At 74.4% G+C, this 14,065-nt stretch carries 13 protein-coding genes; 1 reads left to right on the forward strand and 12 read right to left on the reverse strand.

Annotated elements, in window-relative coordinates:
• Nucleotides 1-184: 184 nt before the first annotated feature.
• The 8 genes from PAI11_RS03105 to PAI11_RS03140 form a co-directional block, all read right to left on the reverse strand.
• On the reverse strand, nucleotides 185-2,557 hold the full coding sequence (locus PAI11_RS03105; RefSeq protein WP_007570720.1) for an FdhF/YdeP family oxidoreductase: 2,373 nt from the start codon (nucleotides 2,555-2,557) through the stop codon (nucleotides 185-187).
• Complete coding sequence (gene fdhD, locus PAI11_RS03110; protein ID WP_007570722.1) at nucleotides 2,554-3,405, reverse strand: formate dehydrogenase accessory sulfurtransferase FdhD; 852 nt, start codon at nucleotides 3,403-3,405, stop codon at nucleotides 2,554-2,556. The genes PAI11_RS03105 and fdhD overlap by 4 nt, the downstream gene beginning before the upstream one ends.
• An 80-nt stretch (nucleotides 3,406-3,485) precedes the next feature.
• A complete protein-coding gene (locus PAI11_RS03115; RefSeq protein WP_007570723.1) occupies nucleotides 3,486-4,394 on the reverse strand; it encodes a LysR family transcriptional regulator in 909 nt (302 codons plus the stop codon).
• 10 nt (nucleotides 4,395-4,404) lie between these two features.
• Entirely contained in the window at nucleotides 4,405-5,121 is a 717-nt protein-coding gene (locus PAI11_RS03120) for a class I SAM-dependent methyltransferase (RefSeq protein ID WP_007570726.1), read from the reverse strand.
• 6 nt (nucleotides 5,122-5,127) lie between these two features.
• The gene (lysS, locus tag PAI11_RS03125) at nucleotides 5,128-6,630 is read right to left on the reverse strand and encodes a lysine--tRNA ligase (protein ID WP_007570727.1); all 1,503 of its coding nucleotides are present in this window, start codon (nucleotides 6,628-6,630) and stop codon (nucleotides 5,128-5,130) included.
• A 19-nt stretch (nucleotides 6,631-6,649) separates the two neighbouring features.
• Nucleotides 6,650-7,120, reverse strand: a complete 471-nt coding sequence (gene greA, locus PAI11_RS03130; RefSeq protein WP_007570730.1) for a transcription elongation factor GreA — start codon at nucleotides 7,118-7,120, stop codon at nucleotides 6,650-6,652.
• A gap of 230 nt (nucleotides 7,121-7,350) precedes the next feature.
• Nucleotides 7,351-8,382: a tRNA dihydrouridine synthase gene (locus tag PAI11_RS03135; protein WP_007570731.1), complete on the reverse strand. Its 1,032-nt coding sequence runs from the start codon at nucleotides 8,380-8,382 to the stop codon at nucleotides 7,351-7,353.
• Between the two features lie 58 nt (nucleotides 8,383-8,440).
• Nucleotides 8,441-9,205, reverse strand: coding sequence for a type III pantothenate kinase (locus tag PAI11_RS03140; RefSeq protein ID WP_007570733.1), 765 nt, complete (start codon nucleotides 9,203-9,205; stop codon nucleotides 8,441-8,443).
• 129 nt (nucleotides 9,206-9,334) lie between these two features.
• On the opposite strand from PAI11_RS03140, the gene PAI11_RS03145 reads away from it, so the two are divergent.
• Nucleotides 9,335-10,129 carry a glutathione S-transferase family protein gene (locus tag PAI11_RS03145; RefSeq protein ID WP_007570735.1) on the forward strand — a complete coding sequence of 265 codons (795 nt, stop codon included), beginning with the start codon at nucleotides 9,335-9,337 and terminating at the stop codon, nucleotides 10,127-10,129.
• Nucleotides 10,130-10,170: 41 nt separating this feature from the next.
• On the opposite strand, the gene folK is transcribed toward PAI11_RS03145, so the two are convergent.
• From folK to PAI11_RS03165, 4 genes are all read right to left on the reverse strand, one after another.
• Nucleotides 10,171-10,728 carry a 2-amino-4-hydroxy-6-hydroxymethyldihydropteridine diphosphokinase gene (gene folK / locus PAI11_RS03150; protein ID WP_007570736.1) on the reverse strand — a complete coding sequence of 186 codons (558 nt, stop codon included), beginning with the start codon at nucleotides 10,726-10,728 and terminating at the stop codon, nucleotides 10,171-10,173.
• Nucleotides 10,725-11,609 carry an acyl-CoA thioesterase gene (locus tag PAI11_RS03155; RefSeq protein WP_007570738.1) on the reverse strand — a complete coding sequence of 295 codons (885 nt, stop codon included), beginning with the start codon at nucleotides 11,607-11,609 and terminating at the stop codon, nucleotides 10,725-10,727. Before PAI11_RS03155 ends, folK begins: the two co-directional genes overlap by 4 nt.
• A gap of 1 nt (nucleotide 11,610) precedes the next feature.
• A complete protein-coding gene (gene folB, locus PAI11_RS03160) occupies nucleotides 11,611-12,096 on the reverse strand; it encodes a dihydroneopterin aldolase (RefSeq protein WP_007570740.1) in 486 nt (161 codons plus the stop codon).
• A gap of 55 nt (nucleotides 12,097-12,151) precedes the next feature.
• Nucleotides 12,152-14,065, reverse strand: a 1,914-nt coding sequence (locus PAI11_RS03165; RefSeq protein WP_050897085.1) for an MMPL family transporter, incomplete at its 5' end; no start/stop codon positions are given.

Here is a 14,065-nt window from a genome sequence, read left to right on the forward strand (position 1 = left end):
TACGCCAACGGACCCGTCCACCCATCTCTACGCCCCGTCCAGTCGGGCAGATGCGCATCCGGGCCTGTCAGTCGTTCCTTGAGAAGCATCGTACCAGCGGCCTCCCCCGGCTCCCGCGGGTGGCCCAGAGTGGACGGACGTGCGGGTCGGGAAACGGACGGACGTGGGGTGGACAACGCCCCGATCAGGTCTCCAGCCGGACCACGATCGCCTTCGAGGTCGGCGTGTTGCTCGTGGTCGCCGTGCTGTCCAGCGGCACCAGCGGGTTGGTCTCGGGGTAGTAGGCGGCCGCGCATCCGCGGGCCGTCGGATAGGCGACCAGCCGGAAGCCGGGCGCCCGCCGCTCGCTGCCGTCGCGCCACTCCGACACCAGGTCGACGTGGTCGCCGTCGGCCAGCCCCAGCTCGGCGAGGTCGTCGGGGTGGACGAGGACCACGCGGCGGCCGCCGCGGATCCCGCGGTAGCGGTCGTCGAGGCCGTAGATCGTCGTGTTGTACTGGTCGTGCGAGCGCAGCGACTGGAGCAGCAGCCGCCCCGGCGGGCGCTCCAGCACGTCCAGCCGGTTGACGGTCAGGTGGGCGCGCCCGGAGGGGGTGTCGAAGCGCCGCTCGTCGCGCGGGCCGTGGGGCAGCACGAACCCGCCCGGCCAGGCGGCCCGCTCGTTGAAGCGCTCGAAGCCGGGGACGACCTCGGCGATCCGGTCGCGGATCAGCCCGTAGTCGGCCGCCATCGCCGCCCACGGGATCGCGGCCGCGGCGGCCCGCCGCCCGTCGTCCGGGCCCGGGGCGGCGCCCGCGGGCTCGCCGACCGCGACCGGTGCGCCGGCCGGCGAGCCGAACACGGCCTGCGCCAGCCCGGCGACGATCTCGACCTCGCTGCGCAGCTGCGGCGACGGCGGCGCGATCCGCCCGCGGCTGGCGTGGACGACGCTCATCGAGTCCTCGACCGTGACGAACCGCGGCTGTCCCCGCGGGCCCAGGTCGCGATCGGTGCGCCCGAGCGTCGGCAGGATCAGCGCCTGGCGTCCGGTGACCGTGTGCGAGCGGTTGAGCTTGGTCGACACCTGGACCGTCAGCCGCGCGCGCCGCAGCGCCGCCTCGGTGACGGCGGTGTCCGGGGTCGCCGACGCGAAGTTGCCGCCCATCGCGACGAAGACCCGCGCGCGGCCGTCGCGCAGGGCCCGCACGCTGTCGACGACGTCGTGGCCGTTGCGGCGCGGCATCGGCACCCCGAAGGTCGCCTCCAGCCGGTCGAGGAAGGCCGGCTCGGGCTTCTCCCAGATCCCCATCGTGCGGTCGCCCTGCACGTTCGAGTGACCGCGGACCGGGCACAGGCCGGCGCCCTTGCGGCCGATGCTGCCGCGCAGCAGCAGGAAGTTGACGACCTCGCGGATCGTCGCCACCGCGTCGCGGTGCTGGGTCAGGCCCATCGCCCAGCAGACCACGATCCGGCGGGCCGGCCGGATCATCGCCATCGCCTCGTCGATCCGGGCCCGGGTCAGGCCGGTCGCCCGCTCGACATCGGGCCACGAGAGCTCGGCGAGATGCTCGCGGACGGACTCGAGCCCCTGGCAGTGGTCGCGCAGGAACGCATGGTCGAGGGCCGGCGGGTCGCTGGCCGGGTCGGCCGCGTCGGCGTCGAGCAGCAGTCGGTTGAAGGCCTGGAAGAGCGCCAGGTCGCCGCCGAGCCGCAGCTGCAGGAAGAGGTCGGTCAGCTCGGTCCCGCGGCCGAGCAGGCCGCGCAGCCGCTGGGGGTTGTCGAACCGCTGCAGGCCCGCCTCCGGCAGCGGGTTGATCGTCATGATCCGCGCGCCCTGCCGCTTGGCCTCCTCCAGCGTCGTCAGCATCCGCGGGTGGTTGGTGCCCGGGTTCTGGCCGGCGACGATGATCAGGTCGGCGGCGACGAGGTCGTTGACGGTGACGCTGCCCTTGCCGATCCCGATCGTCTCGACCAGCGCCGAGCCGGAGGACTCGTGGCACATGTTCGAGCAGTCGGGCAGGTTGTTCGTGCCGAGGCAGCGGACGAGCAGCTGGTAGAGGAACGCCGCCTCGTTGCTGGTCCGGCCCGAGGTGTAGAAGAGCGCCTCGTCGGGCGAGTCGAGCGCCCGCAGCTCGTCGGCCACCAGCGCGAAGGCGTCGTCCCAGGCGATCGGGACGTAGTGGGTCGCGCCCGGCGCCAGGTGCATCGGCTCGGTCAGGCGTCCCTGCTGGCTCAGCCAGTGCTCGGTCCGGCCGTGCAGGTCGGCGAGGTCGTGGCGGGCGAAGAAGTCCCGATCGACCGTCCGGCGGGTCGCCTCCTCGGCGACCGCCTTGGCGCCGTTCTCGCAGAACTCCAGGCGCTGGGACCCGTGCTCCGGCTCCGGCCAGGCGCAGCCGGGGCAGTCGAAGCCGTGCGGCTGGTTGATCCGCGAGAAGACCCGCGCGCTGCGGGTCGCGCCCATCTGCCGCATCGCGTGGCGGGCGATCGAGACCGTGGCCGGGACGCCGACGGCGTGGTCCTGCGGCGGCCCGACCCGCAGCCCGGCGTCGTCCTGCGGGACGTCGCGGTCGCGGCTCACAGGACGATCCGATCGGGACGGGCGTAGACGTTGAAGCGCTCGCCGCGGAGGAACCCGACGAGCGTCACGCCGAGCCGGTGGGCGGCGTCGACGGCCAGGCTCGACGGAGCCGAGACCGCGCAGACGATCGGGACGCCGGCGACCGCCGCCTTCTGGACCAGCTCGTAGCTGGCGCGGCCGGAGAGCATCGCGATCGCCGGGCGCGGGGCCGCGCCGGGGCCGGCGAGCAGGGTCGCCCCGAGCGCCTTGTCGAGCGCGTTGTGGCGGCCGACGTCCTCGCGCACGGCCAGCAGCGTGCCGCGCTCGTCGAAGAGCGCGGCCGCGTGCAGGCCGCCGGTCCGCTCGAACAGCCGCTGGTGGTCGCGCAGCCGGTCGGGCAGCGCGATCAGGGTCTCGGGTGCGACCCGCGGGCCGTCGGCGACCGGCCCGCAGCGGTCGCCCAGCTCGTCGAGCGCGGCGTGGCCGCAGACCCCGCAGCTGGAGCTGACCTCGATCCGCCCCCGCAGCCGCGAGCGGTCGAGCGGGGCCCGCAGGGCGACGAGCACCACGTTGGGGTCCTGCGCGCAGGCGCGGGCGGCGACGGGCGGGCGGGCGCCGTCCCCGAGCAGCCCCTCGGCGGCCAGGAAGCCCACCGCCAGTTCCAGGTCGTGCCCCGGCGTGCGCATCGTCACGGCGACCGCCAACGGCGCCTCCCCCGGCCCGCCGGCCCGGATCTCCAGCGGCTCCTCGGTCGCCAGCCGGTCGCGGCGCCGGCGGACGCCGTCCGATCCGAAGGTCAGGACCGGCGCCGCCGTCGCACCGCTGCGGCGATCGGTGCCCGGCGGCGGGGCCAGCGCGAGGACGGTCATCCCTGCAGGCCACCAGGTCGCGGCCCCTGCGACAACTGGAACCGCGGGCGGGTCGATAGGCGGCGTCTATCGAGCGGCCGTCACCGACGGCCGTCGGCGAGCGCCCGGTCGAGGTCGAGCGTCCCCGCCAGCTCGGCGAGCGTCGCCACCGACGGCGTCGCGGGATCGTCGTCGGCCGCCAGCAGGCCGATCGTCTCGGCGGCGTCGGGATCGACCAGCGGCAGCGCGCACATCCCCTCCGGCAGGCCGAACGCCCCGGTCCACGGGTGCGCCACGACGCTCGACCAGCCGTGGCCGACGTGCCCGAGCAGCGCGGTCAGCGAGTTCGTCTCGAGGGCGACGTCCGGCGTCGCCCCGGCGGCGGCGAAGCGGCCGTCGAGGATCCGCCGGTTCTGCATGTCCGGGGTCAGCAGGCACAGCCGGACGCCGTCCAGCTCGGCCCAGCGGACGCCGTCGCGGCCGGCGAACGGGCCGTCGACCGCCGTCACCAGCCGGTAGCGCTCGCGGTAGAGCGGCCAGGTGCGGACGCCGTCGGGCCGCTCGTCCGCCAGGTAGGTCACGCCGACGTCGAGGCCGAAGGTGTCGAGCCCGCGCTCGATCTCGCGCGAGGTCAGCGAGCGGACCTCGATCCGCGTGTCCGGGTGCAGCGCCAGGAACGGCGACGTCAGGTGCGCGATCACCGGCAGCGCGGTCGGGATCGCGCCGATCCGCAGCACCCCGACCCCGTCGCCGCGCATCCGCTCCGCGTCGGCGATCAGGTTGCGGCGGTCGGCGACGATCCGCTGCGCCCACCGCAGGACCCGCTCGCCCTCCGGCGTCAGCCCCTCGAAGCGGTGGCCGCGCCGCACCAGCGGCACGCCGAGGCTCGTCTCGAGCGCCCGGATCCCGGCCGAGAGCGTCGGCTGGGTGACGTGGCAGGCGTCCGCGGCCCGTCCGAAGTGCCGCTCGCGGTCCAGCGCGACGAGGTACTCCAGCTGGCGGCCGTGCATCGGGCCGACCCTAGTCCTCCGGACGCCGGGCCAGGAACGCGAACTGGCCGCTGACCATCAGCCGCGCCGCGTTGTGGACCCGCGGACCGCCGCCGCGCAGCCGCGGATGGCGCCGCAGCGCCCGGTGCAGCGGCGAGGTCCCGGCGAACCAGCGGTCCGCGAAGGCCGGCATTCCCAGCAGCCGCCGCACCAGCAGCGCGGCGGCGTCGATCCCCGGCCGCAGCTCGACGACCCGCAGGCCGGTCTCCTCGACCACCGTCGTCCAGCCCGACGGCGTGTAGCCGCCGACGCTGAGCGAGTGGTACGGCTCCATCTGCGAGAGCGACCCGCAGAACCAGCCGCCGGGGCGCAGGACCCGGGCGACGTCGGCCAGCAGCGGCCGCGGCCGCTCGACGTGCTCGAAGACCTGCTTCGAGTAGACCAGGTCGACCGAGGCGTCCGGGAGCGGGATCGCCGCTCCGTCGAAGGTCAGGAACTCGGCGTCGCCGCGGGTCCGCTCGCGGACCTCGGGCGAGTCCTCCAGGTCGACGCCGACCCAGCGGACCGCGGGGTCGTGCGCGCGGAACAGGTCCAGCGACTCGCCGATCCCGCAGCCGAGGTCGACGACCCGCGCCCCGCCGGGCCGGGTGGCGTAGAACCGCGGCACCCAGCGGTCGGCCAGCCACTGGCGGGCGTGGTCGTCCGGGATCCGGTCTCCCAGCAGTGCGATCAGCTCGTCGCCGAGCACCGGGATCTAGTCCCTCATCGCCGGGAAGAGGACGACCTCGCGGATCGTCCGCCGCCCCGTCATGCAGATCACGAGCCGGTCGATGCCGAGGCCAAGGCCGCCGGTCGGCGGCATCCCCTGCTCGAGCGCCTCGATGAAGCTCTCGTCGTAGGGCTGGGCCTCGTCGTCGCCGGCCAGCTCCAGCCGCGCCTGCTCCTCGAAGCGGCGGCGCTGCTCGTCGGGGTCGTTGAGCTCGGAGAAGGCGTTGGCGATCTCCATCCCGTGGGCGAAGGCCTCGAACCGCTCGACCAGGCCGGTCTCGCTGCCGTCGGGGTTGCGCTTGGCCTTGGCGAACGGCGACAGCTCGACCGGGTAGTCGAAGAGCATCGTCGGCTGCTGCAGGTGCGGCTCGACGTACTTCGACAGCAGGTCGTCGACCAGCTGCGGCCAGGTGCGGCCCGCCGGGTCCAGATCGACGTCCGCCGCATCGCGGATGACCGCCGCCAGCTCCTCGCTGGAGCGGTGGGCGAGCACGTCGATGCCGGTCGCCTCCTCGATCGCGCCCGCCAGCGTCTGGCGCTTCCACGGCTCGGTCCAGCGGGTCTCGCCCTCGTAGCCGATCGCGCGGGCGACGTGCTGGACGCAGGCCTCGAGCCGGTTCGCCGCGTCCTCCACGTCGGCGTACGCCTCGTACCACTCGAGCATCGTGAACTCGGGGTTGTGCTTGTGGCTGATCCCCTCGTTGCGGAAGTTCTTGCCCAGCTCGTAGACCCGTTCGAGGCCGCCGACGATCAGCCGCTTGAGGTACAGCTCGGTCGCGATCCGCAGGTAGAAGTCGCGGTCGAGCGCGTTGTGGTGGGTGACGAACGGGCGTGCGAGGGCGCCGCCGTAGAGCGGCTGCAGGACCGGCGTCTCGACCTCGAGGAAGCCCTCGCCGTCGAGGTAGCGGCGGATCTCGGAGACGATCCTCGAGCGGGTGACGAACGCCTGCCGCGTCTCCTCGTTGCCGATCAGGTCGAGCTCGCGCCGGCGCTGGCGCAGCTCGGTGTCCTGGAGCCCGTGGTGCTTGTCCGGCGGCGGCCGCAGCGACTTGGCCAGGACCGTGAAGTCCTCGATCCGCAGCGTCAGCTCGCCGCGGCGGGAGACGAACGCGACGCCGTCGATCCCGAGCAGGTCGCCGAGGTCGACGTCGTCCAGCAGCCGCGACATCCGCTCCGGCCCGAGCACGTCGAGCTTGGCCTGCAGCTGGATCCGGCCCGAGCGGTCGTCGAGGTCGAGGAAGGCCATCTTGCCCTGCCCACGGCGGGCCCGCAGGCGGCCGGCGATCCGGTGGGAGACCTCGGTCTCGGCCCCGTCCTCCAACCCGGCGTGCCGCTCGCGGACGGCCTCGATCGGCTCGACGCCGTCGAAGTCGTGCGGGAACGGCTCGATCCCCGCGGCGCGCAGGGCGTCGAGCTTCGCGCGGCGGACGGCGAGCAGGTCGGTGCCGTCGCCCTCCGCGACGTCGCCCGCGGGCGCCTGCTCGGTCATCTGTCGCTTCCCCGCGCGATCAGCGCGAGATCTCGAGGACCTCGAGCGTCCTCGTGCGGCCGTTGGGCAGGGTCACGGTGACCTTGGCGCCCTTGGCCTGCCCGAGCAGCGCCCGTCCGACCGGCGACTCGTTGGAGAGCTTCTTCTCCGCCGGGTTCGCCTCGGCCGAGCCGACGATCGCGTAGACGTCCTCGCCCTTCTCGGTCTTGACCCGCACGCGGGTGCCGACCTGGACGGCGTCGGTGGTCAGGTGGGCCTCGTCGACGACCTGGGCCGAGCGCAGCTGCTCCTCGATGTCGAGGATCCGCCGCTCGACCATCGCCTGCTCGTTCTTGGCGTCGTCGTACTCGGAGTTCTCCGAGATGTCCCCGAACTCGCGAGCTTCCTTGATCCGCTCGGCGACCTCACGGCGCTTGGCCGTGGAGAGGTGCTCCAACTCCTGCTTGAGCTTGATGAGTCCCTCAGGGGTGAGGATGACGTCCTTGGGCATCTGCGACCTTTCGCCTCGGCTGTGCGAAGCGGCGACCCGGGTGGTCCAGCGGGGTGAGGATAGGGGGATCCCGTTCCCGCTGGGAGCCGTCGCCCCGCTGAGCGGAGCGGGCAGTATAGCCATGCGCCGGGCGATCCTCGCCGCGGTCGCGATCCGGGCCTCGTCGCGGGGGCCGCGAGCGAACGCCGGCGCGCCTGCTTCGTCGCGAATCCGAGCCGCGATCGACGCGCTCAGGCCGCGACGGCAGCGGCCTCGTGCAGCAGCGCCCGCGCGGCCTCGATGTCGTCGCTGCGCTGCAGCGACTCCTGGAGCTGCTTGTAGGCCGCGGTCGTGGGCGACACGCCGGCGGCCTCGGCCAGCCGCTCGACGTACCACGGGTAGTGCTTGCGCAGGTAGCGGCCGGCGCGCTCGGCGCCGAGGTGCTCGATCGTGCGATCGAGGACCCAGTCGAACTCCGCCAGGACGTCGGCGACGGCCGGCGGGGCGTCCGCGCGCCGGCCGAGCAGCGACGCGAACAGCCACGGGTTGCCGAGCGCGCCGCGGGCCAGCATCACGGCCGCCGGCCGCACCTGCTCGTAGGCGGCCAGCGTCGAGGCGACGTCGTGCAGGCCGCCGGTCAGGACCACCGGGACCGGCAGCTCCTCGACCAGGCGGGCAGCGAGCGCATAGTCCGGCGTGCCCCTGTGGTGGACCTGGGCGCTGCGGGGGTGGAAGCCGATCGCGTCGACGCCGGCCTCCTCGACCAGTCGCGCCGCCAGCGCGTAGCCGTCGTGCTCGCCGTCCTTCCGCGACGCGGAGCGGAGCTTGACGGTGACCGGCAGCCCCGAGCCCTCCTTGGCCGCGCGAGCGACCGCGACGGCGGTCTCCGGGTCCTTCAGCATCGCCGCGCCGGCGCCGGTCTTCACGACCTTCGGGACCGGGCAGCCCATGTTCAGGTCGATGATGTCGACGCTGGTGTGCTCGGCGACGTAGGCGGCGGCCGAGCGCATCACCTCGGGGTCCTGGCCGAAGAGCTGGATCGCGACCGGGCCGCCGTCGTGCTCCTCGGCCTTGAAGGTCAGCAGGTCGCGGAGGGTCTTCTCGTTGCGATAGTGGATCGCGAACGAGGAGACCATCTCGCTGACCGCGTAGCCGGCGCCGTGGCGCTTGGCCTGCAGCCGCACGACCCAGTTGCCGATCCCGGCCAGCGGCGCGAGCGTCACCCGGTTCGGGATCCGGACGCCGGCGATCGACCAGGGATCGGTGAGGGCGGGCAGCGACATCGACCATCAAGGGTAGGCGACGGCGGATGCCACGCGTCCACAGCCGCTCGAGGCGCTGTCAGGCGTTCTTCTCGTGCAGCAGCCGCAGCCCGGTCAGCGTCAGCAGGTCGTCGACGACGTCGATCGTGCGGCAGTGGGGCACGATGCTGTGGGCGAGGCCGCCGGTGGCGATCAGGTCGGTCTCCTCGCCCAGCTCGTCGAGCAGCCGGCCGACGATCGCGTCGACCCCGCCGGCGAAGCCGTAGATCACGCCGCTGCGGATGCCCTCGATCGTCGACTTGCCGATCAGCTGCTTGGGGGCGATCAGGTCGATCTTCGGCAGCGCGGCGGCGCGGCTCGTCAGCGCCTCGAGCGAGATCTCGACGCCGGGGCTGATGATGCCGCCCAGGTACTCGCCGTCGGCCGAGACCGGGTCGTAGGTGATCGCGGTGCCGAAGTCGACCACCACGCAGGCGCCCTTGAAGCGGTCGTAGGCGGCGACCGCGTTGACGAGCCGGTCGGCGCCGATCTCGCGCGGGTTGTCGTAGCGCAGCGCCATCCCGGTCTTGATGCCCTGGCGGACGACGACCATCTCGTGGTCGAGGTAGCGGTCGGCCATGCTGCGCCACTCGTCGGCCAGCTGCGGCACGGTCGACGAGACGATCGAGGCCGACAGGTCGGCCATGTCGACGCCGCGCAGCTCGAGCAGGGCGCGGAGCTTGGCGCCCAGCTCGTCGCCGGTCGAGTCGCGGACGGTGGCGAACCGCCAGTGCTCGACCAGCTCCTTGCCCTCGAACGTGCCGAAGTGGGTCTGGGTGTTGCCGACATCGACCACGAGGAGCATCGCCCTCCGATTATCGCCGCCTGGCGCCGCCGGCTGCCTCGCGACCACGGCGGAGCCGACCGGGACGGCAGCTGACACGGTGTCGAGCACACACCGCCCGCCGCTCGCCGGCCGCCCTATGCTGCGGCCATGGCCGCCACCCTGTTCCTGGTCCACGGGTCGCACCCCTGCGCGACCGTCGAGCGAGCGCTCGCCCTGAAGGGCATCGACCACCGGGTCGTCGAGTGGCCGCCGCCGCTGCACGCGCCGCTGCAGACGCTGCTCTTCCGGCGGCGGACCGTTCCGGGGATCCGCTTCGACGGCGGCGAGCGGGTCAGCGGCTCGCGCGCGATCCTGCGACGACTCGACGAGCTCGTGCCGGAGCCGCCGCTGCTGCCCTCCGACCCGGCCGCCCGCGAGCGGGTGCTCGAGGCCGAGCGCTGGGGTGACGAGGTCCTGCAGGCCGTCGTTCGGCGAGTCCTCTGGTACGCCCTCGGCGAGCGGCCGACGGCCATCCCGAGCTTCCAGGAGCACTCGCGGCTGCCGATCCCGAAGGCGGCCCTGCCGCTGATGTCGCCGATGATCGTGGCGGTCGAGCAGCGGATGAACCACGCGACGCCCGCCGGCGCCCGGGCCGACCTGGCGGACCTGCCCGGCCACCTGGACCGGATCGACGGCTGGCTGGCCGACGGCACCCTCGGCGGTGCGCGCGAGAACGCCGCCGACCTGCAGATCGCCGCCAGCCTGCGGCTGCTGATGACGCTCGAGGACCTGCGCGAGCCGCTGGCCGCACGGCCCGCGGGCCAGCTCGCCCTGCGGATCTTCCCCCAGTTCGACGGCCACGTCCCCGCCGGCACCCTGCCGGCGGACTGGCTGACGTCGCTGAGCGCTCCCGCGACGCCGCCCGCCAAGGGCCGCGGCAAGCGCGCCGCCGCGCGCGGCTGAGGCGACGGAGGGTCGGCGGGCCGCCCTGCGCCCGCCGGCGCTCAGGCCGTCGCGGCGACGTCCAGCGGGTCCCCCGCCCGCCGCACGCCTTCGTCGAGCGGCAGCGCTGCCAGGCGATCGGCCAGGCGCGTCCCGTCCGGCAGCGTCAGCGCCAGGTCCAGCTCCAGCAGCGGGACCAGCACGAACCGCCGCTCGCCGACCTGGGCGTGCGGCAGCGTCAGCCGCTCCGAGGCGTAGGGCCGCTCGCCGAGCAGCAGCAGGTCGACGTCGATCGGCCGGGGCCCGTGGCGGACGTAGCCGTCGGCCGGGTCCAGCGACCGGCCCTGCTCGCGCTCGACCGCCTTGCAGGCCGCGAGCAGCTGCTCGGGCTCCAGCGCGGTGGCGATCCGCAGGCAGGCGTTGAGGAACGACGGCTGGTCGAGGATCTCGCCGACCGGGTCGGTGTCGTAGACCGCCGAGGAGCGCAGCACCCGGACGCCGTGGGCGGGCAGCGCGTCGACCGCCAGCTGCAGCTGAGTGCGGCGCTCGCCGACGTTCGAGCCGAGCCCGAGATAGCCGACCTGCTCGCCGGGGAGCAGGGGCTCGTCGTGGCCGCTCATCCGACCGGCGCCAGCAGCGCCAGCTGACGGGACTGGGCCAGCAGCGTGCCGTCGGCCAGGAACAGCAGGCCGTCCTCCTCGACGAAGCCCCCGGTGGCGGCCGTCGACCGGTAGTGGCCGAAGACCGCCTGGGCCGCGAGGCCGGCCGGCGGCAGCGAGGCGCGGAAGTGGATCGTCAGGTCGATCGTCGGCGCCAGCACCGGGCGCGAGACCGCCTCGAACACCGGCGGCCACCAGATGTCGGCGGCGAGCGCGACGAAGGGCGCGTCGATCACCCGCGGCTCCGGCAGCGCGATCCAGCCGCCGCTCTCGACCGCCCCGCCCGGCTCGGGCACGCGCCCGGCCATCGGGATCCCGCCGAGCTGCGGGGCCAGCCGCACCTGGTGGACGACCGCCGGCATCTGCGGGGCCGGCTGCATCCAGCGATCCCCGGGGCGGTACTCGCCGACCGGGAGCCCGCCGGCGTCGAGCGCCGGCGGGGGGCCGACGTCCGGCAGCCGCGGGGTCCAGGTGACCGGCGACGGCAGGTCGGGGGCCGAGAACGCCGCCAGCCCCTCGAGCACGGCGCGATCGCCCTGGCGGGCGCTGATCCGCGCGCTGCTGACCCGGCGGCCCCGGCGCAGCACCTCGACCGCGACCTCGAGCTCGCCGGCCGCCGCTCCGCGCAGGTAGTGGAGGGTCAGCGACCGCAGCCGCAGGTCGCCGCCCGGGTCGGCGATCGCCTGCAGCGCGCGGACGACGATCGCCGCCAGGTAGCCCCCGTTGGGGCCGGTCGGCGCCGACCAGTCGGTGTCGACGGTGGCGACGGCGATCCCGTCCGCGCGCGGCTGGACGGCGGTCGCGCGGTCGAAGGCGGTGGTTCCGACGGTCGGTGCGGCCATCTCAGCTGTTGTCCCCGGCCCGCCAGAGCTCGACCGAGACCTCTTCGACCGAGAGCGGGATCGGCGGCTCGGGCTTGGTGCACTTGACCCAGACCTCCTCGGCCCCGTAGTCGGAGACGACGCGGTCGGCGACGGCCGCGCAGAGCCGCTCGAGCGTCTTGTAGGAGCGCTGCTGGGCGACCAGCGCCACCAGCTGGCAGACCTCGCCGTAGTCGATCGTGTCCTCGACCCGATCGGTGACGGTGGCGTCGCAGTCGGCGACGGCCATCCGCAGGTCGACGATCAGCCGCTGGCCGATCTCGCGCTCGGCGGGCGTCACGCCGTGGTGCGTGTAGAGCGACAGCCCGCGGATCTCGACGGTGATCTCGTCGCGGTCGTCGCCGTCGAGATCGTCCTCGTCGAGGTCGTCGTCGTCCTCCTCGAGCTCGTCGTCGTCGCGCTCCTCGGCGGGATCCTCGTCGAAGCGGCGCTCGTCGTCCTCGGGCATGGCGGCCACGGTAGCGAAGCGCGCGCCGCGGGCCCCGCCGGCCGGCGGGCGGCCGTCAGTGGTCGCCGACGCCGAGCCGGCGGTGGAGCGCGCGCAGCGGCCGCGGCGCCCACCAGTTCCAGCGGCCGAGCAGGGCCATCAGCGCCGGGACCAGCATCGCTCGCACGATCGTGGCGTCGATCGCGACCGCCAGGCCGGTGCCGATGCTCATCTGCTTGATGACCGAGACGTCGGCGGTGGCGAAGGTCGCGATCGTGACGCAGAAGAGCAGCGCCGCCGCGGTCACGATCCGCGCCGTGCGCTCGACCCCCGCGGCGACCGCCTCGCGCTCGCCCAGGCCCTGCCGGCGGGCCTCGGCGATCCGCGAGAGCAGGAAGACGCCGTAGTCGGTGGCGAGGCCGAAGGCGATCGCGCAGAGCAGCACCGGCTGGGTCGATTCGAGGCCGCCGGCGCCGGTGTACGCGAGCAGCCCCTGCAACCGCCCGTCCTGGAAGATCAGCACCAGCAGCCCGAAGGTCGCGCCGATCGTCAGCAGGTTCATGATCAGCGTCTTGATCGGCAGCACCACCGAGCCGGTGAAGAGGAACAGCAGCACCAGCGTCGTGACGGTCAGGATCGCGGCGGCCTCGGGCAGATGGTCGACCAGCGACGCCTGCTGGTCGTCGAAGGCGGCGGTGCGGCCGCCGATCCAGCGCTTCCCCGGCGGCTCCAGCGCCCGCAGCCGGTCGAGCGTGCGCAGGGCCGCGTCCGAGGCCCCGGGCTGCGTCAGCTGCACCGGGACCCGCCAGCGGCCGTCGCCGATCCCCCGCACGCCGGCGATCCGCCGGACCCCGGGGGTGTCGGCCAGCAGGCGGGCGTAGCGGCGGACGGCCGGGCGCGGCGCCCGCACGACGACGTCGAGCCGGTCGTCGGAGCCCTCCGGGACCGCCCGCCGCAGGTCCTCGGTCACGATCCGGGCCGGGTTGTCGCCGGGCAGGGCGCGCTCGTCGGCGCTGATGAAGTGGACGCGGCCGGCCGGCAGCGCGCAGGCGATCAGCAGCCCGCCGGCGAGCACTGCCACCAGCCCGGGACGCCGCATCACCGCGGCGGCGAAGCGGTACCAGCGGCCACGCTCGTCCGGCCGCGCGTCGTGGTCGGCGGCCCGCCGCAGCCAGCGGGGGCTGAGGGCGTCGATCCGCGCGCCGAGCAGCAGCAGCACCGCCGGCAGCAGGGTCAGCGAGACGGCGACGCCGACCAGCGCGGCGATCGACCCGCCGATCCCCATCGAGCGCAGGAACGGCAGCGGGAAGACCAGCAGCGAGCTGATCGCCAGGGCGACGGTGACGCCGCTGAAGAGGATCGTGCGGCCGGCGGTCGCCATCGTCCTGCGCATCGCCTCGGCCCCGTAGCCGTGCCGCGCGCCCTCCTCGCGCCAGCGGCTGACGATGAAGAGGCTGTAGTCGATCGCCAGGCCGAGGCCGATCCCGGTCACCAGGTTGACCGCGTAGATCGTGATCGGGCTCAACTCGTTGACCAGCCGCAGCGCGATGAACGTCACCAGCACGGTGACGGCGCCGACCATCGGCGGCAGCAGCGCCGCCACCATCCCGCGGAAGACCCACAGCGACAGCAGCAACAGCAGCGGGAACGCGATCATCTCGGCGCGCGCCAGACCCGACTCGACCCGCCTGCCGATCTCGTGCTGGACCGTGAACGAGCCGCCGATCCGGGCCTCCATCGGCGCCACCAGTCGCGCCAGCCGCTGCTCCCGGGCCTCGACGTCGCCGCCGTCGCGGACGTCGATCGGCAGCAGCACGGTGCGGCCGTCGGCGGCGATCGCCGTCCGCTCGAGGCGCCGGAGCCGGGCGCCGCGGTCGCGGAGGGTGGCCCTGGCGCGGCGCTCCCGGCGGTCGAGCCGGTCCTCAGCCCGCCGCAGCCGCCGCTCGGCCGCGACGATCGCCGCCGCTCCCGCTGACGTGCCCGCCGGCAG

Origin of the sequence: Patulibacter medicamentivorans (assembly GCF_000240225.1) — a bacterium.
Taxonomy (GTDB): Bacteria; Actinomycetota; Thermoleophilia; order Solirubrobacterales; family Solirubrobacteraceae; genus Patulibacter; species Patulibacter medicamentivorans.

Excerpts from the sequence above, each read along its gene's own strand:
- greA (WP_007570730.1), bottom strand. The coding sequence starts at position 7,120 with ATGCCCAAGGACGTCATCCTCACCCCTGAGGGACTCATCAAGCTCAAG.
- PAI11_RS03115 (WP_007570723.1), bottom strand. The coding sequence starts at position 4,394 with ATGCACGGCCGCCAGCTGGAGTACCTCGTCGCGCTGGACCGCGAGCGG.
- folK (WP_007570736.1), bottom strand. The coding sequence starts at position 10,728 with ATGAGCGGCCACGACGAGCCCCTGCTCCCCGGCGAGCAGGTCGGCTAT.
- folB (WP_007570740.1), bottom strand. The coding sequence starts at position 12,096 with ATGCCCGAGGACGACGAGCGCCGCTTCGACGAGGATCCCGCCGAGGAG.
- PAI11_RS03155 (WP_007570738.1), bottom strand. The coding sequence starts at position 11,609 with ATGGCCGCACCGACCGTCGGAACCACCGCCTTCGACCGCGCGACCGCC.
- PAI11_RS03135 (WP_007570731.1), bottom strand. The coding sequence starts at position 8,382 with ATGTCGCTGCCCGCCCTCACCGATCCCTGGTCGATCGCCGGCGTCCGG.
- lysS (WP_007570727.1), bottom strand. The coding sequence starts at position 6,630 with ATGACCGAGCAGGCGCCCGCGGGCGACGTCGCGGAGGGCGACGGCACC.
- fdhD (WP_007570722.1), bottom strand. The coding sequence starts at position 3,405 with ATGACCGTCCTCGCGCTGGCCCCGCCGCCGGGCACCGATCGCCGCAGC.
- PAI11_RS03145 (WP_007570735.1), top strand. The coding sequence starts at position 9,335 with ATGGCCGCCACCCTGTTCCTGGTCCACGGGTCGCACCCCTGCGCGACC.
- PAI11_RS03140 (WP_007570733.1), bottom strand. The coding sequence starts at position 9,205 with ATGCTCCTCGTGGTCGATGTCGGCAACACCCAGACCCACTTCGGCACG.